Origin of the sequence: Corynebacterium glutamicum ATCC 13032 (assembly GCF_000011325.1) — a bacterium.
GTDB classification, from domain to species: Bacteria; Actinomycetota; Actinomycetes; order Mycobacteriales; family Mycobacteriaceae; genus Corynebacterium; species Corynebacterium glutamicum.
Genome location: NC_003450.3, coordinates 2,951,811 through 2,973,223 on the forward strand (window position 1 = coordinate 2,951,811; position 21,413 = coordinate 2,973,223).

The 21,413-nt window shown below is 54.2% G+C and carries 19 protein-coding genes; 7 read left to right on the forward strand and 12 right to left on the reverse strand.

Annotated features, from left to right (window positions below; translation table 11 throughout):
- The first annotated feature begins 33 nt into the window (after positions 1-33).
- Entirely contained in the window at positions 34-885 is an 852-nt protein-coding gene (locus CGL_RS13790; protein WP_020948641.1) for a hypothetical protein, read from the forward strand.
- A gap of 14 nt (positions 886-899) precedes the next feature.
- The gene (locus tag CGL_RS13795) at positions 900-1,166 is read left to right on the forward strand and encodes a PLDc N-terminal domain-containing protein (RefSeq protein ID WP_003862858.1); all 267 of its coding nucleotides are present in this window, start codon (positions 900-902) and stop codon (positions 1,164-1,166) included.
- On the opposite strand, the gene CGL_RS13800 is transcribed toward CGL_RS13795, so the two are convergent.
- The 8 genes from CGL_RS13800 to CGL_RS13835 form a co-directional block, all read right to left on the reverse strand.
- A complete protein-coding gene (locus tag CGL_RS13800) occupies positions 1,163-2,332 on the reverse strand; it encodes an FUSC family protein (protein WP_003853634.1) in 1,170 nt (389 codons plus the stop codon). The genes CGL_RS13795 and CGL_RS13800 overlap by 4 nt on opposite strands.
- A 96-nt stretch (positions 2,333-2,428) precedes the next feature.
- Positions 2,429-3,463, reverse strand: coding sequence for a class II fructose-bisphosphate aldolase (fbaA, locus tag CGL_RS13805; RefSeq protein WP_011015363.1), 1,035 nt, complete (start codon positions 3,461-3,463; stop codon positions 2,429-2,431).
- Between the two features lie 247 nt (positions 3,464-3,710).
- Positions 3,711-4,928, reverse strand: coding sequence for a glycoside hydrolase family 76 protein (locus CGL_RS13810; protein WP_011266006.1), 1,218 nt, complete (start codon positions 4,926-4,928; stop codon positions 3,711-3,713).
- Positions 4,929-5,017: 89 nt separating this feature from the next.
- Positions 5,018-5,686, reverse strand: a complete 669-nt coding sequence (locus tag CGL_RS13815) for a TrmH family RNA methyltransferase (RefSeq protein WP_011266007.1) — start codon at positions 5,684-5,686, stop codon at positions 5,018-5,020.
- Entirely contained in the window at positions 5,673-6,227 is a 555-nt protein-coding gene (gene pyrE / locus CGL_RS13820; RefSeq protein WP_003862850.1) for an orotate phosphoribosyltransferase, read from the reverse strand. Before pyrE ends, CGL_RS13815 begins: the two co-directional genes overlap by 14 nt.
- A 99-nt stretch (positions 6,228-6,326) precedes the next feature.
- On the reverse strand, positions 6,327-7,664 hold the full coding sequence (locus CGL_RS13825) for a hypothetical protein (RefSeq protein ID WP_041625587.1): 1,338 nt from the start codon (positions 7,662-7,664) through the stop codon (positions 6,327-6,329).
- 43 nt (positions 7,665-7,707) lie between these two features.
- On the reverse strand, positions 7,708-8,532 hold the full coding sequence (locus tag CGL_RS13830) for a sulfurtransferase (RefSeq protein ID WP_011015366.1): 825 nt from the start codon (positions 8,530-8,532) through the stop codon (positions 7,708-7,710).
- Positions 8,533-8,655: 123 nt separating this feature from the next.
- Positions 8,656-9,378 (reverse strand): helix-turn-helix domain-containing protein, encoded by a 723-nt coding sequence (locus CGL_RS13835; RefSeq protein ID WP_011015367.1) that lies wholly within the window; start codon positions 9,376-9,378, stop codon positions 8,656-8,658.
- A 154-nt stretch (positions 9,379-9,532) separates the two neighbouring features.
- On the opposite strand from CGL_RS13835, the gene cmr reads away from it, so the two are divergent.
- The gene (gene cmr, locus CGL_RS13840; RefSeq protein WP_011015368.1) at positions 9,533-10,912 is read left to right on the forward strand and encodes a multidrug efflux MFS transporter Cmr; all 1,380 of its coding nucleotides are present in this window, start codon (positions 9,533-9,535) and stop codon (positions 10,910-10,912) included.
- Between the two features lie 473 nt (positions 10,913-11,385).
- Here the strand turns inward: cmr and CGL_RS13845 are convergent, their stop codons facing one another.
- The 3 genes from CGL_RS13845 to CGL_RS13855 all read right to left on the reverse strand — a co-directional run bounded on the left by CGL_RS13845 (position 11,386) and on the right by CGL_RS13855 (position 15,995).
- Complete coding sequence (locus CGL_RS13845; protein ID WP_011015369.1) at positions 11,386-11,787, reverse strand: DUF4265 domain-containing protein; 402 nt, start codon at positions 11,785-11,787, stop codon at positions 11,386-11,388.
- 6 nt (positions 11,788-11,793) lie between these two features.
- The gene (clpB, locus tag CGL_RS13850) at positions 11,794-14,352 is read right to left on the reverse strand and encodes an ATP-dependent chaperone ClpB (protein ID WP_011015370.1); all 2,559 of its coding nucleotides are present in this window, start codon (positions 14,350-14,352) and stop codon (positions 11,794-11,796) included.
- A 293-nt stretch (positions 14,353-14,645) separates the two neighbouring features.
- Entirely contained in the window at positions 14,646-15,995 is a 1,350-nt protein-coding gene (locus CGL_RS13855; protein ID WP_011015371.1) for a sodium/glutamate symporter, read from the reverse strand.
- Positions 15,996-16,611: 616 nt separating this feature from the next.
- Here CGL_RS13855 and CGL_RS13860 point away from each other — a divergent pair.
- Genes CGL_RS13860 through CGL_RS13875 form a run of 4 tightly spaced genes read left to right on the forward strand, consistent with a single transcriptional unit; the run spans position 16,612 to position 20,251 of the window.
- Positions 16,612-16,983, forward strand: a complete 372-nt coding sequence (locus CGL_RS13860) for an ArsR/SmtB family transcription factor (RefSeq protein ID WP_020948644.1) — start codon at positions 16,612-16,614, stop codon at positions 16,981-16,983.
- Positions 16,980-18,002 (forward strand): cation diffusion facilitator family transporter, encoded by a 1,023-nt coding sequence (locus CGL_RS13865; protein ID WP_011015373.1) that lies wholly within the window; start codon positions 16,980-16,982, stop codon positions 18,000-18,002. Before CGL_RS13860 ends, CGL_RS13865 begins: the two co-directional genes overlap by 4 nt.
- A gap of 22 nt (positions 18,003-18,024) precedes the next feature.
- On the forward strand, positions 18,025-19,197 hold the full coding sequence (locus CGL_RS13870) for an NAD(P)-binding domain-containing protein (RefSeq protein ID WP_011015374.1): 1,173 nt from the start codon (positions 18,025-18,027) through the stop codon (positions 19,195-19,197).
- A gap of 10 nt (positions 19,198-19,207) precedes the next feature.
- The gene (locus CGL_RS13875; protein ID WP_011015375.1) at positions 19,208-20,251 is read left to right on the forward strand and encodes an LLM class flavin-dependent oxidoreductase; all 1,044 of its coding nucleotides are present in this window, start codon (positions 19,208-19,210) and stop codon (positions 20,249-20,251) included.
- Here CGL_RS13875 and CGL_RS13880 read toward each other — a convergent pair.
- Positions 20,248-21,396 carry an aminotransferase class I/II-fold pyridoxal phosphate-dependent enzyme gene (locus CGL_RS13880; RefSeq protein WP_011015376.1) on the reverse strand — a complete coding sequence of 383 codons (1,149 nt, stop codon included), beginning with the start codon at positions 21,394-21,396 and terminating at the stop codon, positions 20,248-20,250. The two genes, CGL_RS13875 and CGL_RS13880, sit on opposite strands and share 4 nt — an antisense overlap.
- Positions 21,397-21,413: the final 17 nt, after the last annotated feature.

Genomic DNA, 21,413 nt, shown 5'->3' on the forward strand with positions numbered 1-21,413 from the left:
GGTTTTTAATCATCGCGATACTAAGCTTGCGGTATGCGTCTTCTGGTTTTGCGGTGCGATGCCCCACACATCAACGAATTCCCTGCCCTTTCCACCTCTGTGGAGATCCACGATTTGCCTGCGGTGCCCACCCGAAAAGACCTCAAAATTCTTGATGATGTGGCCTTTGATGTGCTCCCTCAGGATCCCACGCCTTCTCTCGATGAGATCGCCAAGCAGCCTGATGTCGAGCATTTGAGCAGCCCTAAGTTTGCGCCACAACAGCCTGAAACCCGTTTGCGCATCGTGGTGATCGGTTCGGATGCAGCGCTGTCTGCGGTCCTGACTCGTCTCATGCGCGCCGATAATTTGTGGGCGGAGATTGGATTCGTGCCCGTTGGTCCTTCAACGGCTGCGAAGAACTGGGGTCTGCCCGCCGATGAGGCTGCCGCGCTTGAGCTCGCACTGACCGGATTGGTCAATCCTGCCCCGCTCATCCGCGATGACGTTGCGGTCGCCGTCGCCGGTTCAGCCACCATCACCAACTGGGAGCCGGGTGAGATCACCGGCGAAGTCATCGTCGATGATCATGTTCTCATCCGCCACGAGGCTGCCTCGAAGGCCCCACGCCGTGGCGTCTACGGTGCCCGCTTGGTGCCGATGCTTGACGCCCCAGGCATCGCTGCGGTCATCATGGACACTCCCCTGCCCGGCGAGGTGCCCTCCCGCAGCCTGTTCCCTCGCCCCTCGGGCTCGGTTATTCCAGAGAGCTTTTCGACGGGCCGTGCCATGCAAGCCGGCGGCCCCTCGCTACAAATCCGGGTTGACGGAATTTCCCGCAAACGTAAAGTGGAGCGCGTTACCTTCTATCGACATTTGCGCGATCTCCAAATCGTGCGGCCGTAAAACAAGGAGCCAGCATGGCACCAGCGACATCTCTCCCGCTTGAATCAGGAAATAATATTCTCTTCCCGCCAATGTATGACCTTGTTTGGTCTGTGATTCCCTTCGTCATTCTCTTGGTTGTGGCCATCACCGTCGCAACTGTGGAATACACGAGAAAACGGGATGTAGTGGCTTCATTGGGCTGGGGAGCTCTCGTGTTGTTCCTCCCCATCATCGGATTTGTCATTTGGGCAGTAGCAGCGCTTATTCGCCGTGAAAACCGAACCGCGATAAAAGGCTAGTCTTCGTCATCCCACAGCTCCGGAGGGTAAGCCGGACTCTCTGAGGTCGGAACCAACACTGCCACCGCAGATTCCCTGGACATGCCGCAGATCTGCAACAGGTCCACAATGATGGATCGCGATTGCGCCAAAATTACTTGTGCGGATAGCACTCGATCTTCGGCGATGTCCTCGCCCACTTCACTGCCCAGTTGACGCAGTCGGTTAACCAACTCAGGAATTTCCAGTGCTTCACTGATTTCTTTGTGGTGCTCATAAAGGTCTGACAGTCGCAGTGCAATGTCTGCGATTTCCTCAATCACGTGGATTTGTTCATCACTGACGGTGTCATTGTCTTCGGTCAGCACCACTGCCCGTCGCGCAAGGACTCGAGCATTTCGGATGACGTTGTCCACTGGCGCCAGAATGCGATACAGCGATCTCACGCGGGCCCTATCTCCCCATAAAAATGGCGATACGGTGGTTGCTTCCTTGCCTGAAGATGCCGCAGTTTCCAGCTTGTTCACCGACGCCTGCGACCTTCTCAATGCTTCCAAAGCATTGTTGAGTTTGGCTGCATCCTTGGCTTTTAGGGAAGCTGCCACGTCTTCCAGCACACTAGCTGCGATCCCCAAAACGTTGGCCACTTGATGCCGGCCTGCGTCAAGAGGAGATGAGGGAAGAAGTGCGATGACCAAAATTCCCACGCCACCACCAATGAAGGCGTCGATCATACGGTCAATGCTTCCACCATCACCTGGCGGGAACATCGTGGCAATCAAAATGCCACCAATGGCCATCTGATTACTCACCAACGGTGCCGGTGAAACAAACGAGGCCACCAGCAGCGCTAATCCAACTACCACAAATATCTGCCAATAGCCCGTGCCGATTTGCATGATCAGTAAATCACCCAAACCAACGCCTAAAGCACAGCCCAGGGTGAGTTCCGTGGCTCTTTTGATGCGGTCTCCTCCGGAGAGACCCAAAATAATCACCGCGGACATCGGTGCGAAAAACGGTTGTCCGTGTTTGATCACTTCCACGGCGATCCAATACGCCACACCCGCACCAATTGCGGAATGAACAATAAACAGCAGTCGGGAACGAACCCGCAGCAATCTATTGCGCAGGGACTTATCCAGTTCAGACAGTCTGGCGACAGTCCCCAGTTTCTTCTTTGCCATGGCCTCAAGATTAGCTATGCATATTCACAAGAGCATGAGAAGACACGAAAAAGGGCAGTCCCCCTGATGCGGAACTGCCCTTTTTAACTGCTGAGATTACTTAGAGGTGGTCTTTCCAACAGACTTGAGGTCCTGGCAAGACTCGATAATGCGCTCAGACATGCTCTGCTCAGCCTTCTTCATGTAAGAGCGTGGGTCGTAAGCCTTCTTGTTTCCGACCTCGCCGTCGATCTTGAGAACGCCGTTGTAGTTCTCAAACATGTGGGAGACGATTGGGCGGGTGAATGCGTACTGGGTGTCAGTATCAACGTTCATCTTGATGACGCCGTAGGTCAGCGCCTCTTCGATCTTTTCCTTCTCGGAGCCTGAGCCACCGTGGAAGACGAAGTCGAATGGAAGTGCGTCGTCTGCAAGTCCAAGCTTCTTGCGTGCAACCTGCTGGCCCTCAAGGAGGACCTCTGGGCGCAGCTTGACGTTGCCTGGCTTGTAAACGCCGTGGACGTTACCGAAGGTAGCTGCTAGCAGGTAGCGGCCCTTCTCACCGGTGCCGATTGCATCGATGGTCTTCTCAAAGTCTTCTGGGGAGGTGTAGAGGTTTGCGCCAGCCTTAGCCTCAACGCCGTCTTCTTCGCCACCGACAACACCGATCTCAACTTCCAAGATGATGTTCGCTGCCTTGGCCTTAGCCAGCAGCTCCTGTGCGATTTCGAGGTTCTCGTCGATTGGGACAGCGGAACCATCCCACATGTGGGACTGGAACAGTGGAAGCTCGCCGCGGTCGACGCGCTCCTGGGAGATAGCCAGCAGTGGGCGGACGTACTCGTCCAGGACTTCCTTCTGGCAGTGGTCAGTGTGCAGAGCAACGTTGATGCCGTAGCTCTTTGCTGCCTCGTGGGCGAAGGCTGCAAGCGCAACTGCGCCCTTGACCTTGTTCTTTACTGCCAGGCCGGAACCGAACTCTGCACCACCGGTGGAGAACTGGATGATTCCGTCAGATTCAGCCTCTGCGAAGCCCTTGAGAGCTGCGTTGATGGTTTCCGAGGAGGTGCAGTTGATGGCTGGGAAGGCGAATCCGCCTTCCTTAGCACGATCGAGCATCTCGTTATAGACCTCGGGAGTTGCGATAGGCATAAGGTGTCTCCTCCAAAAGGTGACTGTCACTGAACTATGTATGTAATTTCATCATGCAGAAACATGGTGAAGCGCGAACCGATAATCCCACATTCACAATGTCTGATTCTGTTGGATCAAACATTGATTGTGGCATCTTCAGTTGCCTATAGCCAATTATGCCTGCATCACTCAACTTTTGTCGTGTGATATTTCCTTCAACCTAAGGAAAATGCATAAACGCAGGTCAGCACATACACTATCGGGGCTATCGGGAGCGACCGGTGTAACTATTGCCGTTGTTTTCCAGTTCTTCGGCCACTTTCGCTGCTGCTTCCATGAGCATCCAACCGGACAATTGCACGGACAGATCACGTTCATCCACGCGCACAACACTCACCAGATCGCTCAAACTAGAGGAACTCAAACCAAAGTTTTGTGGCAGGCGTGCATCCGTTGTCCAGTCTGTGGCGAATACCGGAAGGCCATCAACTTCCAATCGGTGGTTCCATACGCTTTCCGCCGATTCCAGTACCAGGCGTGCTGCAATCTTTTTGGTTTCCCGGTTGGTTGGTGAATCGTCAGGCAGGCGGATGGCCACATCAGCTAAATAGCGGACCAAAATGCCCTTGAACAAACCGCCGTCGCCGTCACCGGTGTCCCAATCAATAACGCCGTGGAAGTTGGTCATCTTCCGCGACACAGCCTGAACCACAGCGTGGATGTGTGCAAAGTATTTGAGGGAGTCTTCTGCCTTATCGGCATCCGACCAGTGATCCACCACAGTAGTGGTCAAGCCTGCGCGCTCACGCAGTTTGAGAGCAATTTCCAAACACGCACCAATGGCGACACCTTGGCAATACGGGTGGATGGAACGGACAAGCTCAGGTCCGTGCATGCGCATGCGCAATCCGTCCATCACAAGGCCGTCGCCATCGATCAGGTTGTCAAAAATCCAATCGGTGATTTTCATAGCCTCGTCCAAACGGTCGGTGCGGGCCATCATGATCGCAGCAGGACCGTTGGAGGGAACGTTGTAGAAGGTTTCGCCGGAACGCCACGGCAGCACACCAGTAAGGGAATCAATGCCATCGACGATGTTTTGTTCCAACGAGGGCAATGATTTTGGTGTGCGCACCTTTCGCACTTTTCCGGCACGCCCAAGAGCAAGGGCCAGCCAAGCTTTGTCGTCGTAATAACGATTCGAGGTCAGCTTGCCCACATTGCGCACCGAAATGCCGCGGATGGTGTCCCTGATGCGGTCGCGACGGGCCTTTGTGGTGCGTCGACGAGCAGCATCCACCAGGCAGTCTAGATAATGCGCTTGCCACCAGTAGTGCCAGTGGATAAACAGTTTTTCTTTGGCGTTGGATGGCCATGCCACAAACCCAAGATTTGTTCGAGGCAGACCCCAAACCCTCGCGGAATGCCTTTCGTTGATGGCGGATTCCGCTAGGTCAGCTCTGTTTACCCATTTGTCTAACACTGAGTGTTTCTTCGCTCCAATGCAGGTGTTGTACAACTAAATACGACACCCAAAAGTATAACGAAAGTCTAACGATCTAGGGTATAAAATTACCAGGCTTGCGATAAGTCGGCATGTTGACGAATCCATGCATGCATTGCAATACCAGCAGCTACACCCGCGTTGATGGATCGAGTGGAACCAAATTGGGCAATCGAACAGGTCATTAACGCACCTGCACGCGCAGCTTCGGTGACACCTGGGCCTTCCTGACCAAACAGCAACAGGCAGTTCTTCGGCAACTCAGCGGTTTCCAAAGGCACGGAACCTGGGGTGTTATCGATCGCGACGATGGTAAGCCGCTCCGCGATTGCCCACGCAAGCAGCGAATCAACGTCTTCGTGGTGCATGAGGTGCTGGTAACGGTCAGTCACCATGGCTCCCCTGCGGTTCCACCGACGCCTGCCCACAATGTGGACTGTGTTCACGGCAAAGGCGTTGGCGGTGCGCACGACGGTGCCGATGTTGGCGTCGTTTTCAAAGTTTTCGATCGCTACGTGGAGGCTGTGGCGGCGGGTGTCGATATCTTCAACAATCGCCTCACGGGTCCAATAACGATAGGCGTCAACAACGTTGCGGCGATCGCCCTCGTTGAGGAGGGTGACGTCGAAAAGCGGGCTTGTAGGCCGAGGTACGCCGGGGTTTTCCTCTTCCCATGGACCTTTGCCCACGCGGGACTCGCCCCACTCCGTGGGGCCGGGGGTGTTAGTTGAGTCCAAGATCAGAAAGTCCCAGCAAGCTGCGGTAAGGAAGGCCTTCCGCTGCGATAACCTCATCTGCACCGGTTGCGCGATCGACCACGGTGGCAACGCCCACAACCTCAATGCCAGCTTCACGCAACGCGGCAACAGCTGTCAGAGGGGAATTTCCGGTGGTGGTGGTATCTTCCACCACGAGCACCTTCTTGCCCGTCAGGTCAGGGCCCTCAATGCGACGCTGCATGCCGTGCTTCTTGGCCTCCTTGCGCACCACAAACGCGTTGATATCGCGGCCGTCGGCGTGCATGATGGCGGTGGCAACCGGGTCAGCGCCCAAGGTCAGGCCGCCAACTGCGTCATAGTCCCAGTCAGCGGTGGCTTCGCGCAGCAGCTGACCGATCAGGCGAGATGCGCGCGCGTGCAAGGTGGCACGACGGACATCGATGTAGTAATCAGCCTTCTTGCCCGAAGACAAGGTGACTTCACCGTGGACGACAGCTAGCTCTTTGATCAGTTCAGCAAGCTCAGCGCGCGCTTCTGCGTTAATGGAATTAGATGACATGGATTTCCCAGCCCTTCCCTAATTTGATGATTGAGGTTTAAACCCGCGTTTGTTACAGCATAGAACCTGGGGTGGACACGGCCGAAAAACACCAGTTTTCTACCACTTTTTTGGTGGCTCATCCGCGTCGGTGGAATCTTGGAAAATACTGGACTGACCATTGAGATCACGCAGCACACGCGTGCCATAAAGATCGCTCGGACGCTCTGGATCGCCCTCCGCAATCGACTCCACATCATCCGCACCCAATGACCGTGGCTCGACCACTCCGCGGCTTTCCTGCACACCGCGAACCGGCATCTGCAACGGCTCCTCGGGGCGGATCACCAACGGCTGAGACAAATCTTCTTCCGAAGCATTGGGAGTAAACGCTGGCTTTTCTGGCTGCTCCGGCTTCAGACGGCTTGGTTCCAAATGCTTCAAATCCAAGGTTTGCGCACGCGTGGAACGAGGTGGCAACGTGAAAGACGCGTCCGTGAGCAGCGCCAACGGCCGCAAAATCTCTTCCCAATCGGAAGGCGTGGAACCCTTGATGGTTTCCGCCAACACCCAATCAGATTCCATCCACACAGCAGTCACAGCTTCTGGCATGGAATCCAAACCGACGTGAATGCGCTCGTCGACAAAACGCTGCGCAACCCCCGCCACGTTACTGAGCAGGCGGAATCCAGAGACGGTATCAATCTCGACTAAATCATCAGATTCTTCACGCTCTGGATCGGCAGGCTGCTCACCGCGGCGCGCATCAATGACCACGTCAGAGGTAATTCCACGGCGCATCGCCATCACGGGCACGCCCGCCAAATCCACCAGATGCGTTTCATATCCTTCAGCCATGCCACTGACCACATCACGTGCAACGGCACCAGTCGATGCCGCACCCCTTGACCATTCATCGGTCAAAAAGGCATCTTCCTTGATGAAATCGAAGTGGTGCTTCGCCGCCCAGTTTCGGCGCTCCCGGCGCTGCGAACCAGGCAAAGAGCTCAAAAACGAATGCTTATCGACGCCCCGTTGCTCCTCGTCCGCAGCTACCTCCGCCGTGGCAGGGGCTTGAGGTTGCTCAGACTGCACTGGCTCTTCCGGGTAGTCTTCTACCTCAGTAAGCTCAGCCAAGGCATTTTCAACATCAGCATCGAGTTCAGGGGAATCATCAAAATAAATGTCCTCAGCCTGATCCGGCTCAAGATCTTGAACTGGTTCTGGCGCAAATCTAGGCGCAACTTCCAGCTCTGGTTCTGGTTGCGCTTCTGGTTCAGGGTCCAGTTCTGGCTCAAACTCAGGGTCCGGCTCTTCTTCAACCAGCACGGGCGCAGGTGCGACTGAGCCCACAGGTGATTCAGCCTTTTTAGCTGCCTGTTTAGACGAGTCCGCGCGCCACAGTACGATGCCTGCCACCAAGATCAGTGCGGCGATGATCAAGACACTTATTTCCATCACATCACACACCTTACTGGCAGTGCGTACTCAAGCCACGATTTTAGGCCTCGATAGGATTCTCGGGGTTAGCGCTCCACTGTGACCAACCAGCAAAATAATGGCTCGCACCGGTTAGCCCCGCGTGCTCCATGCCAGCCAGCAACTGGGACGAGTGGTTACCGGAACCGGAATAAACGATGACGTTCTCTCCGCTGGTTACCCCCTTGTCCGCAAAAATCTGGCGGATTTCTTCTGGTGATTTGAAGGTGAAATCATCTTCCAGCAAAGATTTAGCGTTGATGTTGATAGCGCCTGGAATGTGTCCGGCTTTCAGATCGAGCTTTTCACTGCGACCCGCAAATCGTTGTTCATCGCGAGAATCAATCAAAATGCCCTGATGTGCCTTGACATCTTCGATGGTCGCTACCGACAGCTGACCTGGGTTGGGACGCACATTGCAAAAGTGCGGGAAGTTTCCAGGCCCGCCAGCGTGTCCCAGCTCATGGTCTTCCCACTTCTGGAAACCACCGTCAAGGATGCGAACGTTGGGCATGCCCGCCCATCGGAGGATCCACCAGGCGCGTGCAGCAAAAAGGCCACGTCCCTGATCGTAAAACACGATTTCACGATCGGTATTCAAACCCCAGGTCCTGAAAGAACGTGCCAACACATTCAGCGGTGGCAGTGGGTTGCGGCCATCTTCAGAGGAAGGAACTCCGGAAAGCTCAAGGGCAGGGTCGCAGAAAATGGAAGTTGGGATGTGCTCAGAGCAGAAAACTGTGCGGCCTGCTCCTTCAATTGGAGCCCAGAAAGCAGCGAGAACAGTTTGTTTCTTACCAGCGTGGATTGATTCAGCAAGGGTGGACGGAGAAATCAACACGGTCATAGCCCCGAGCCTAGGCGTTAATGTGACCAAGCGCAGCGCGGGCAAAACCTAACCGGTATAAGACACCGAAACTTCCCCTACCATTCACTTTGGTAACCCGTTGGGGTGCGTACGCTAAGTATTTTAGCGCCAACCGCTCGTGAGGTAATCGGCTTCCTCGAACATGTGGAGGCTGTGTAGATCAATAACTAATTGCACAGGTGCCACAAAATTTAGCCTGTCCTGGGTGTAACTTCCCACCAGTTCCGTGACCGTTGCGGGCAGGAGAATTAGATCGGCGTCTTCTGCCACATCAACAATGGTGCCCAGCGCTGAGACATCGAGATCGTGGGCAGGTTCGTGCCACACAATCGAATTCCCCAGCACAATTTGTCCCATGATCACCGTGGCAGCCGCAGCGCCCGACAGCGCCCATTTGGTTTTGTGCTGTTGGAAAAGCTCCGGTAGCTCAGCGATGCCGCGTGGATTGAGTTTCACAAACTGCGCATCCTGGCGATGTGTGATGCCCTGAAGCGTTCCGGCTTCAGAGACAAGGGTGAGCGGATCGTTGATATTCCACCGCTCAAAACGGTGCAACCAAGCGAGAATTTCCTGGTTGTGGGGATTTTCGGGGACGGAGGCGTCGATAAGCGTGCGCGCTGCAGCGGCCGCAAAGGGATCGCAGGCGTGGTGCGCGGCGACCTTAATATCAAGCCCGAGCGCCAACGCGACCTCACGCAGCGTCGACAGGGTGGGCTCGCTGGTGCCATCGCCGACCCGCTTCAGGGTCGAGCGCGAGACACCGGAACGCCTGGAGATGCGAGTGGGTTGCTCCGCGGCGAGAGCAATCAATTCATCGATCTTCACAACAAACCATGCTAATCATCACGGTTTTTCGCTCAGGCACCGGCCAACGCTTTTCGACGCGCCCCTCCACCTTTTCAGTAGCGTCACGGGCGCCAATCCTGTATTTTTAGCAGCAGTTTGAGGGTTTTTGCTCCCCATCTTTAGGAGACACCCCGTGTCCACGTTTCATAAAGTTCTGATCAACACCATGATCTCCAACGTCACCACTGGATTTCTGTTCTTTGCCGTGGTGTTTTGGATGTATCTTTCCACTGGCAACGTCGCACTGACCGGCATCGTCAGTGGAATTTACATGGGTTTGATCGCCGTTTGTTCCATCTTTTTCGGAACCGTTGTTGATCACAATCGCAAGAAGTCCGTCATGCTGTTTTCCAGCGTCACCACACTCGTGTTTTATTGTCTCAGTGCCCTGGTGTGGGTGTTTTGGCTGGAGGAAGACGGCCTGAGCATCGGAAATACCGCCCTGTGGGTGTTCGTTTCTTTCATCCTCATCGGATCAATCGTGGAACACATGCGCAACATCGCACTGTCCACCGTGGTCACGCTGTTGGTTCCTGAAGCTGAACGCGACAAAGCAAACGGCCTGGTAGGAGCCGTGCAAGGTGTTGGATTTTTAGTCACCAGCGTCATTGCTGGTTCCGCCATCGGGTTCTTGGGCATGGAAATCACCCTGTGGATCTGCCTTGGGCTCTCACTTGTCGCGCTGCTGCACCTGCTGCCGATTCGCGTCGACGAACCGGAAATCATCACCCAAGAAGACGCACAGCCTACTGTTTCTGACGATTCAGTTCCCACACCTACCTCCGATTTGGCGATCGTGTCCAAAGGCATCGACCTAAAAGGATCAATGAAAATCATCCTGAGTGTTCCGGGACTGCTCGCGCTTGTGTTGTTTGCGTCCTTCAACAACCTCATCGGCGGCGTGTACTCCGCACTCATGGACCCTTACGGCCTGGAACTTTTCAGCCCACAGCTGTGGGGGCTACTGCTTGGACTCACCAGCCTCGGCTTCATCGTTGGTGGTGCTGTGATCTCCAAAACTGGCTTGGGCAAAAACCCTGTGCGCACCTTGCTGCTGGTTAATGTTGGTGTGGCTTTTGTTGGCATGTTATTTGCCATTCGCGAATGGTGGTGGCTCTACATCCTGGGCATTTTCATCTTCATGGCTATCACCCCAGCTGCCGAAGCCGCAGAACAAACCATCCTTCAACGAGTCGTCCCATTCCGCCAACAAGGCCGCGTATTTGGACTAGCCATGGCAGTGGAAATGGCAGCCAACCCGCTCTCCACAGTGATCGTGGCGATTTTGGCCGAAGCCTACCTCATTCCATGGATGGCTGGCCCCGGCGCGGACACCATCTGGGGCGTGATCCTCGGCGAGGGTAAAGCTCGCGGCATGGCACTGATGTTCCTCGCATCAGGTGCCATCATGTTGGTTGTCGTGCTGTTGGCATTCATGTCGAGGTCCTACCGGAAACTCAGCCAGTACTACGCCACCACCAGCCAAGACATTGCGGGAGCTGCTGAGAAGTAAGTGCTCTAGACCGTTGTTTGATTGGCTTTTCTTGCCTGTTGAACGAGGGAAAGAAAAACAAACAGTCCTGAAGCTACACCCAAAGAAGCAGCATAAATTGGTTCCGCAGGGAACCCATTGGCAACAAAACACAAGATAATCATTGCGCCAACTTGCCAAACCGGGGCCCGCTTTTTCCAAAATCGAACTGTGGAGAATTTATTAATCCCCCATGACAAGGCAACAAGGAGGCCGATGAAAGCTATGGCTAAAAGAACTTGATTCAGAGTTAGCGAGTAAATGAACAATCCAAAAAAACATAGAAGCGATAAAACTCTGCCAGTACATATTCACCTTGAGAGGCTTTGGGTATCGGTAGTCAACTGATACAGAGGGATCTATTAAGTACATTTAAGAGTACTTCACTTTGAATCGTTGTTCTGGGATTCTCTCAACCCCGGGCCTAAAACGTCAGCTCTCTACAATTAGGCGCTCTATAACGCCCTGAAAATTACCCCCTGAGCATGCAGATCATCGAGCAGGATCTCCAAACCGTGCGACGGTGAATCGGGGGCAATATTGACAGTTAGCATTTCTGACATGGGAGCTTCCACGTGTAGCCCAAGTGTTTCTAGTTGGGCTCGCACGTGGTCAGCAGCGATGGCATCAACGAGCACCCGGAGGGTTTTGTTTCCGCCAGCAACTGCCACTTCTTGAAATTCCAAGACCTCATCAACATGATGTGCCCGCACGACGTCACCCAGGGCACAGTCCTGGGCGACAGCCGGCAAAGTGGCTACCAGGTAGTAGCCTTCGGCAAGCAGTTCTACACCTACCTCTTCTGATTCCACTCCCGGAACATCGAGAGGAATGCGCAGCTTTTCCTGCTTGCCCACGAGCCGTTAGACCGCCCTGGAAACGTCGAGCTTCTGGCCGCCGTCGGCGACGTCGACAAGCACACCATCGCCATCACGGACGTTGCCTGCCAGCAGTTCCTTAGCCAAAGTATCACCGATGGCCTGCTGGATCAGCCTGCGCAACGGACGAGCACCATAAGCAGGGTCGTAGCCACGCTCCGCCAGCCAAGCCTTCGCGCTGTCGCTGACTCGAAGGTTAAGCCTGCGGCCAGCCAAACGGTCAGTCAGCTGCTTGATCTGGATATCAACGATGCTGGTCAGCTGCTCAGGGGACAAACGATCGAAGATCACAACATCATCGAGACGGTTCACGAACTCAGGCTTGAATGCCATCTTCACAGCATCCATCATTTGTTCGCGAGTACCGCCTGCGCCCAGGTTAGAGGTGAGGATCAAGATGGTGTTGCGGAAATCCACGGTCCGGCCTTGGCCGTCGGTGAGGCGACCCTCGTCGAGAACCTGCAGGAGGATATCGAAGACATCAGGGTGAGCCTTCTCCACCTCGTCGAAAAGCACGACGGTGTACGGACGACGGCGCACTGCCTCAGTGAGTTGACCGCCCTGGTCATAGCCGACGTATCCCGGAGGGGCACCGACCAGACGAGCAACCGAGTGCTTCTCACCGTATTCGGACATATCGATGCGGATCATGGCGCGATCATCATCGAAGAGGAACTCCGCGACAGCCTTGGCCAGCTCAGTCTTACCGACGCCGGTAGGTCCAAGGAACAGGAAGGAACCAGTTGGACGGTTTGGATCGGCAACACCCGCGCGTGAACGACGCACCGCGTCAGACACTGCAGTTACCGCTTCTAGCTGACCGACCACACGGTTGCCCAAGACGCGCTCCATGTTGAGCAGCTTCTCGGTCTCACCCTGCATCATCTTGCCTGCAGGAATGCCCGTCCATGCGGAAACCACATCGGCGATCGTGTCTGGCGTGACCTCCTCAGTGAGCATGGCATTTTCATTGACCTCGACCTTGGATTCTGCATCCTCGATCTGCTTTTCCAGCTCAGGGATTCGGCCGTAGCGCAGCTCTGCGACACGACCATAATTGCCGTCACGTTCTGCAATATCCGACTCAGAACGCAGCGCTTCCAGCTCTTCCTTCATCTCACGGACATCGTCAATAGCAGTTTTCTCATTCTGCCAACGAGCCTTCAACTCAGAGAGCTTTTCGCGTTCATCAGCAAGTTCCGAGCGCAGCTTTTCTAGACGTTCCTTGGAAGCTGCATCGGATTCCTTGGACAGCGCCATCTCTTCGATCTCGAGGCGGCGGACGATACGCTCCAGCTCATCGATTTCCTGAGGTGAAGAATCAATCTCCATGCGCAGGCGTGATGCTGCCTCATCAACTAAGTCAATAGCCTTATCAGGAAGGAAACGGCTGGTGATATAGCGGTTTGAGAGTTCAGCTGCGGCGACCAGTGCGGAGTCCTGGATGCGGACACCGTGATGGACCTCGTAGCGTTCCTTCAATCCACGAAGAATACCGATGGCATCTTCTACCGTTGGCTCACCGACATAAACCTGCTGGAACCTACGCTCCAGGGCAGCGTCCTTTTCGATGTACTTGCGGTACTCATTCAGCGTGGTGGCACCAACCAAGCGCAGCTCACCGCGGGCAAGCAGTGGCTTAATCATGTTTCCGGCATCCATGGCGGATTCACCCGAAGCACCAGCGCCGACGATGGTGTGCAGCTCATCGATGAAGGTAACGACTTCGCCGTTAGCTCCCTTGATCTCATCCAGAACAGCCTTCAGTCGCTCCTCGAATTCACCGCGATACTTAGCGCCGGCAACCATGGAACCAAGATCAAGACTGATCAGAGTTTTGCCCTTGAGGGATTCTGGAACGTCACCAGCAACGATGCGGCGTGCAAGGCCTTCCACGATGGCGGTTTTACCGACACCTGGCTCACCGATCAGAACAGGGTTGTTCTTGGTACGACGGCTAAGCACCTGAACGACGCGACGAATTTCCTGGTCACGGCCAATAACAGGATCAATCTTGCCTTCACGAGCAAGCTTGGTCAGGTCAGTGGAGTACTTTTCCAAAGCCTGGAACTGTCCCTCTGGATCCTGAGTGGTGACACGCTGAGATCCACGAACCGAAGGGAAAGCCTCTTTGATGGCGTCATAGGTTGCACCCTTGTTGGTCAACAGATCCGCAGCATCAGACTTTCCGCGAGCGATACCGGCAAGAAGTACTTCGGTTGAGACGTACTCATCGCCCAACTCACCGGCAAGCTCCTGAGCTGCAGTGAACGCATTGAGGGCATCCCGGTTGAAGTTTGGATTAGCCATATTGGCGCCAGAAGCCTTGGGGTAAGAAGCAACCAACTTCTTGGCCTCTGCGAGGATCTCCTTAGGATCCACACCAGTAGCCATGAGGACTGGCGCTGCTACGCCATCAGTTTGCTCCAAGATGGCAGCCAACAGGTGAGCTGGACGAATATCAGGGTTGCCAGCCGAGGATGCCTGCTGAAGAGCAGCCTGCATGGCTTCATTGGTTTTGGTAGTTGGATTGAATGAACTCATCTTTCAACGCCCTTTCTTTGTTGGGCGCCAACCTACACAATCAGTGTTGATCTCAATTTCCTGCAGGTCAAGCGCCATTATTTAACTCTCTAATATCTATAACGCACAAAGAGTTGAGTATGTTCCACTCAAGTTCAAAAAATTTGAAAATAAATTGAGTGGACCGCAGTCAATTTTAAGCACTGACTACCACTTAAGCATCAGGGAAAACCCGTAACTTTAATGTTACGTGGAGGGAGGCGTCGAAAAGCATACGAAAAAAGCGCCGGACCTAGACCCGGCGCTTCCAACCTTTATTGCGGCTTACCCTCGCCGCGGACATGTCCGCGCTCCGGCAACCACTTCAGACCCCACGCGAGGCCAAAAATCACGATCGCAACAATCAACGACGCCCAACCCAACCCCATGGTAAAGCCTGCGAGCACCGCGATCGGCGCGATGATGGTCATGCCGATTTCAAATGGAGCAAAACCGATATAAGCCACGCCGTACTCATTAAGCGCTCCCGACTTCAACTTCGGATCCACGATCTTCAGCAACGCGATACCGGTAGCAACCGCGGCAGTAGCCCAACCCCAACCGAAGATCGCGCGCTCCAGCCACTTCTCGCCAAAGAAACGAGGCGCAACCCAGAAAAAGAAGAAACAACAGTAGATGGTGCCCAAAACAAACAGCACCACAAGAGGAACCCAGTAATCAGCAATCGCAGCAGGAGCAATCGAGGCAATACCAAACGCAATGAGGTAATCCGTCGCCGCGCCCGACACGGAATTCACGGTGTCGCGATCCAAATACTCAGGCTTCTTCAACAAACGCATAATTCCCATGCCCACAATGCCGACCACAAATGACATCGCAAACAACGGAATCTGCACGGTTGGGAACATGCTACCCAACCACTGATTAATGGAATACGCAACCGCAACAGTCAACAAAATAATGCCAGTATGCAGCGCCAAAGGCTCAATCGCAGACGGATTCGTACTCGCCTTACCAATCGACGGACGATCACTCAGCTTATCGATATAACCCGAACGCAAATCCCACGGCAACTGCGCAGGCATCGCCGCAGTCTTGCCCTTCTTAATACCCCACGTTGTGAAAATAATTCCACCAACAATCGCAGCAAAAGTACCCACCGTCGCAGAGGTAAAGCCCAAAGACATCGCAGCCTCCGCACCCGAAGACTCCAACGCAGTACCCACCGCAGCAGCAGTACCAAAACCACCAACAAAACCAACCGGCAACATCATGCCGAACCACTCATCGGTACCCCACACCGGCTGGAACAAAAACAGACCCAGCAAAATGAACAGACCCCACTGCCCCACAAACATCGCAGTCGAATACGCCCACATCGTCTTCATGCCAGTACGCACGCCACGGTCAAACTTCATCGAATACGGCATCGAAGCAAACACAATCGCAATGAGCACCGTAGTGTAAGTGGAAAGATGATCCGACCAACCAATCAGACCCAACACCTTAGGCCCCAAAATCATGCCGATGATGCCAGCAGTAATAGAGGAAGGAATGAGCAAAGTCTGGAAAAACGGAATCTTCCGGCGCATGATATTGCCGATGATCATCAACCCCGAGATCCACCCCACATCGAGAATCAGACTAAACGGTGTGTACTCCATACCTAAAGCACTTCCTTCCACTTCTTCATAGAAATCTTTTTTGAGATTCAGTTACATTCGGCCGGGTTCAGCCTTACTGGTTTTTGTTTTGCGTTCTAGTGCGCGGGTTTTGGGGCGCAATTGTTGAACAAAACACAACAACCCTAATCGAGTGGCGCGGATCTTCCACATTTCCTATACGGATCGACAAAATCTGCAGGGAATGGGCTCGGGTTGGTGGCATTGCCGGGTGCTGTTGGGGCTTTATTGGTGCATTCTCGGAACTTTCTCAGGGCATGAAAGGTGCGCATGCCTCAGTGGTGATTTAAGAGGCCGAGTTTTTGGAATGAACATAGATGTGGTCGCGACACTTTCAGGCCCTTAGAAGCGATTCTGTGAGGTTAACTTTTCTGGGATCTTGGCCGTGAAATCACTCTCTTCGAGCCAGACCAGACAGGCGTGACAAAGCCAAGTGAATTTCCAGATTCCTGTCACCCAGTCCGGTTTTCCAAAACTCCACCCCTCGATGCCCTAATTAACGCCTCAATTAGTGCCAGACCTTGCCGACCGCAGACCAAACTTCACCATTTCAAACCATCCCTAGCCACAACAACGGCAGTTGTGCAATGATCTGCGTATGAATGCAGATAAGAAAATGTGCGGAATGAACCCGGATAGCCAATACGTCGAACTTGCCGTCGAAGTTTTCGGACTCCTCGCGGACGCCACTCGAGTTCGCATCATCTTGGCACTTCGAAACAGTGGTGAACTTTCCGTAAACCACCTCGCGGACATCGTCGATAAATCCCCCGCAGCAGTTTCCCAACACCTCGCCCGGCTGCGCATGGCCCGAATCGTGTCCACCCGTCAAGAAGGTCAACGAGTTTTCTACAAACTCACCAATGAACACGCATCACAGCTAGTCTCCGACGCTATTTTTCAGGCGGAACACACCATTGCGGACGGCCAGACTCCCCCACACCACCACCGAGAACGAGAACAATCATGACCACCCACAGTCACCAAGAACATAGCCACTCCACACACAACCACTCCACACACAACCACGAGGGTCACGACCACCATCACCCCACCGGATTCAAAGGATTTTTGTACGAGATTTTCGTTCCACACTCCCATGACACCGCCGACTCGATTGATGATGCTATGGAGGCGAACTCAGAGGGTATTCGAGCGCTGAAGTTTAGCCTTGTATTGATGCTGCTCACGACGGTTTTGCAGGCTATCATTGTGTCTTTTTCTGGATCTGTTGCACTGTTGGCGGATACGGTTCACAACCTTTCCGACGCATTGACTGCGATTCCTCTTTGGATTGCTTTCATACTTTCCCGGCGCGCAGCGACTCAAAAATATACGTATGGATTCAATCGTGCAGAGGATTTAGCGGGGTTGTTTATTGTCGCGATGATTGCTCTTTCGGCGATTGTTGCTGCATGGCAGGCGATCGACCGGATGATTAATCCTCGCCCGATGGAGAATATTGAATGGGTGATTGCGGCAGGTGTTATTGGTTTCTTAGGAAATGAGGCTGTGGCAATGTATCGCATTCGGGTTGGTAAGAGGATTGGCTCGGCTGCTTTGGTTGCAGATGGCGTTCATGCTCGCACGGATGGTTTTACTTCACTTGCAGTTGTCGCAGGTGGTGTTGGAGTTTTTCTGGGATTCCCCCTGGCTGACCCAATTATCGGATTGATCATTTCTGCGATGATTGCCACCCTTCTTGTTGGTACGATCCGTTCGGTTGGCAGACGCCTCATGGATGGAATTGAGCCGGAGTTGGTAGAGAAGGCTACGCACGCGATCTGGCATGTGAAGGAAATTGAGTCGATTGATCGACTGAGGTTGAGGTGGGTTGGACACCGTCTTCACGGCGATGCCACGGTCAGCACTTCTACATCATCGCTATCGGAAGCCACCGCAATCGCCCTTGAGGCTGAGCTTTCCGTCAAACAACATCTTCCCAATGTGGATGAAATGACTGTGACCATCACCCCTTCCAAACCTTGAGTCCCGTGATACAATTGTTGATATGTCAACAAATTATGAAGCAATCATCATTGGAGCAGGTCAGGCTGGACTCGCGGCGGCGCATGAACTTTCCCGCCGCGGTTTCACTCCCGGAAAAGATTTTCTCGTCCTCGATTCCAACGACGGGCCCGGTGGCGCCTGGCGGCATAGGTGGGATTCACTCACATTAGGTAAAGCCCACGGAATCGCCGATCTCCCAGGGCTTCCCATGAATCGCCCCGATCCGAAAACTCCGGCTTCCACATTGGTTGCTGGTTATTACGGCGCTTACGAGAACGAGTTCTCCTTCGCAGTTGTGCGCCCAGTCAAAGTCTCACGAGTTGAGCCCACTTCCGAGGATCCTTCGAGCCCATTGCGCGTGAGCAGCGACGATGGTCGAGAGTGGATTACCCGCATGGTTCTTAATGCAACAGGTACGTGGACAAACCCTTATGTTCCGTACATTCCTGGCATCGATAAATTCCAGGGCAAGCAGCTCCACACCGTTAATTACCGCAAGGCCGAGGATTTCAAAGGTAAGAAAGTCCTGGTCGTCGGCGGTGGTTTGAGTGCTGTGCAATTTCTGCTGGAGTTGGAAGGCTTGGCGGAAACCACCTGGGCGACGCGTCGTCCGCCGAACTTCACGCAGCGCGAGTTCGACGCCGGCTGGGGCATTGCGGTTGAGCGCGCCGTCCGCGAACGCACGTTCAACGGTAAAGCTCCTGCTAGCGTCGTGCGCACCACGGGAATTCCGCAGATTCCTGATTATCTCGCTGGCGTGGATCGTGGACTCATTGTCAGCCGCGGCATGTTCGAGGAAATCACGCCCACCGGTGTGGTTTTCGGTGAGCCTCCCGCCGAGAGATCTGAAGGTTTAGGCCCTTCGGCAGGCACGACGCTGGCGGTTCCGGAAAGCTGGAAGCCATATCCTGCAGGCACGCACCTGGATGTGGACGTCATTTTCTGGAATACCGGCTTCCGCGCCGCACTGCGTCACCTCGCACCAATGAAACTCCGCGGGCAAGGTCGCGGTATCGAGCTGATCGACGAGGTCAGCCCCGCCTCCGACGCGCGCGTCCTGCTCGTTGGCTACGGCTCCACCGCATCCACGGTCGGCGCCACCCGCGCGGGCAGGGTCGCCGGCCGGGTTGCTGCTAAAAGATTGCTTGTCGACGTCTCCCCTCACGTAAATTAAGGTAAAGAAAATGAAAGCATTCGGTTTTTTAAGCTTCGGGCACTATCAAATCGGCCACGAACGTTCCATGCTGAAACAAGCACTGGAATTAGCAAAAGAAGCAGATGCCATTGGAGTAAATGGCGCATACTTCCGCGTTCACCACTTCGCTCCCCAAGGTACATCCCCGATGCCACTTCTTGGAGCCATCATCGGTGCCACCAAACACATTGAAGTGGGCACTGGAGTAGTGGATATGCGTTATGAAAATCCCTTGTATATGGCCGAGGAAGCAGCTGCTCTCAATCTGCTTGCCGACGGCCGACTAGCCCTCGGAGTTTCCAGGGGATCACCCGAACCAGCCGAGAAGGGTTGGGAAGCTTTCGGCTACGACGGCGGTGATGATCCTAAAGCTGCAGGCATGGCACGGGAGAAATTCCTTCGCTTCCTCGATGCCATCGATGGTCGCCCCATGTCCATCGCTTCCGAGAATCAATACCCACGCCTCTACCATCCGGGCACTCCCCTGCCGATCTTCCCGCATGATCCTGACCTGCGTAAATCCATTTGGTGGGGCGCCGGTTCCCACAACACCGCCGAACAAGCAGCACGCGATGGCGTTAACTTGATGAGCTCCACCCTCGTCGCCGAAGCCACCGGCCAATCCTTCGGGGATCTGCAAGCCGATCAAATCGCGTTCTACCGCCAAGCTTGGAAAGAAGCCGGACACGATTGGACCCCACGTGTGTCTGTCTCCAGGTCCATCTTCCCGATCGTCACCGACCGCGACCGTGAGCTTTTCGGACTTCAGGGACAAGGCGGTGACCAAGTAGGAATCCTGGATGATACCCGATCCACGTTCGGTCGCAGCTACGCCGGAAGTCCCGATGAACTCATCGACCAGCTCAAGGAAGACAAAGCTGTGATGGAAGCCGACACCTTGATGCTCACCGCCCCCAACCAAATGGGTGTTGAGATCAACGCGTCGATCCTGAAGAACTTCGCTGATCATGTCGCCCCAGCACTGGAGTGGCAACCAAACACTGAAGGTCTGGTTACTGGCTACGAGTTCTAACCCAGAACTTTGTCGATTGAGGCGTTGAGGTCTTCCCATAGATCTTCAACGTCTTCAATTCCTACGGAAACGCGGCAAAGAGTCATCGGTACTCCTGCCACCACTTCAGCATCCCGCCTGGTGCGACGTTCAATGGCTGTTTCCACACCTCCCCAACTGGTCGCGTGGGTTAAAAGTGACAGGCTTTCGAGAATCTCATCAGTTCGTTCAGGTGTTGCATCAAGCTCAAATGACAACATGTTTCCACATCCAGAGGGTAGGACTCGCACGGCTTTTTCATGTTGGGGATCATCAGGAAGTCCTGGATAATTGACGCGGGTAACCGAAGGATGCGCGTTAAGTCGCCGCGAAAGTTCTGCTGCGTTGGATTCTGCTCGATCAAGACGCACCGCCAAGGAATACAATCCACGGAGAGCAAGAAACGCTTCAAGACCTCCCGGCACTGAACCATGATCATGACGGTGAGTGGCAAGAAACTGCGCATGGTGCTCAGACTTGCACACTGCGACTCCAAGAAGAAGATCAGAGTGTCCACCGATAAGTTTGGTTGCCGAGTAAAGCACAATATCAGCACCAAGTTCCAATGGACGTTGACGAAGTGGCGTTGCGAAAGTCGCGTCAACGACAGTCAAAACTCCAAGCCCACGCACACCGTCGACTATTGCAGGGATATCAGCTACCACCATCGTCGGATTAGCGATCGATTCCACCCACACCACATCTGCACCTTGAGCAGCAGCAATCACTTCTTCGGTATTGTCTGCATCAACAGTTCGAACCTTCAGCCTTCCGCGGGCTTCCATCCTGGCGAAAATATTGGTCACGCCATAATAGGCAGCTTTAGGTAAAACAACTGTGCCACCAGTAGGAACCAAATCAGCAATCGACGTTGCCGCTGCCAAACCTGAAGAATAAGATACCGCGAACCCACCATCTAGAGTTCCCATGGCAGCCTCAAATGCACCCCATCCATCATTGCCATCGCGCCCATAAGCTTTTTCTGAATCATGAACATAAGTGCTGGACAACGTGATAGGTGGGTTCATCGGCGCACCAGGAGTTCTGGCTGGCCGTCCCGCTTGCACAGTTACTGTGGGTGGACGCCACGCAGGGTTAATAGGTACAGATGGTGGGTAAAAATTCATCAGGCTTCCTTACTTGT

Excerpts from the sequence above, each read along its gene's own strand:
- CGL_RS13790 (WP_020948641.1), top strand. The coding sequence starts at position 34 with ATGCGTCTTCTGGTTTTGCGGTGCGATGCCCCACACATCAACGAATTC.
- CGL_RS13795 (WP_003862858.1), top strand. The coding sequence starts at position 900 with ATGGCACCAGCGACATCTCTCCCGCTTGAATCAGGAAATAATATTCTC.
- CGL_RS13800 (WP_003853634.1), bottom strand. The coding sequence starts at position 2,332 with ATGGCAAAGAAGAAACTGGGGACTGTCGCCAGACTGTCTGAACTGGAT.
- fbaA (WP_011015363.1), bottom strand. The coding sequence starts at position 3,463 with ATGCCTATCGCAACTCCCGAGGTCTATAACGAGATGCTCGATCGTGCT.
- pyrE (WP_003862850.1), bottom strand. The coding sequence starts at position 6,227 with ATGTCATCTAATTCCATTAACGCAGAAGCGCGCGCTGAGCTTGCTGAA.
- CGL_RS13825 (WP_041625587.1), bottom strand. The coding sequence starts at position 7,664 with ATGGAAATAAGTGTCTTGATCATCGCCGCACTGATCTTGGTGGCAGGC.
- CGL_RS13830 (WP_011015366.1), bottom strand. The coding sequence starts at position 8,532 with ATGACCGTGTTGATTTCTCCGTCCACCCTTGCTGAATCAATCCACGCT.
- clpB (WP_011015370.1), bottom strand. The coding sequence starts at position 14,352 with ATGAGTTCATTCAATCCAACTACCAAAACCAATGAAGCCATGCAGGCT.
- CGL_RS13855 (WP_011015371.1), bottom strand. The coding sequence starts at position 15,995 with ATGGAGTACACACCGTTTAGTCTGATTCTCGATGTGGGGTGGATCTCG.
- CGL_RS13860 (WP_020948644.1), top strand. The coding sequence starts at position 16,612 with ATGAATGCAGATAAGAAAATGTGCGGAATGAACCCGGATAGCCAATAC.
- CGL_RS13865 (WP_011015373.1), top strand. The coding sequence starts at position 16,980 with ATGACCACCCACAGTCACCAAGAACATAGCCACTCCACACACAACCAC.
- CGL_RS13870 (WP_011015374.1), top strand. The coding sequence starts at position 18,025 with ATGTCAACAAATTATGAAGCAATCATCATTGGAGCAGGTCAGGCTGGA.
- CGL_RS13875 (WP_011015375.1), top strand. The coding sequence starts at position 19,208 with ATGAAAGCATTCGGTTTTTTAAGCTTCGGGCACTATCAAATCGGCCAC.
- CGL_RS13880 (WP_011015376.1), bottom strand. The coding sequence starts at position 21,396 with ATGAATTTTTACCCACCATCTGTACCTATTAACCCTGCGTGGCGTCCA.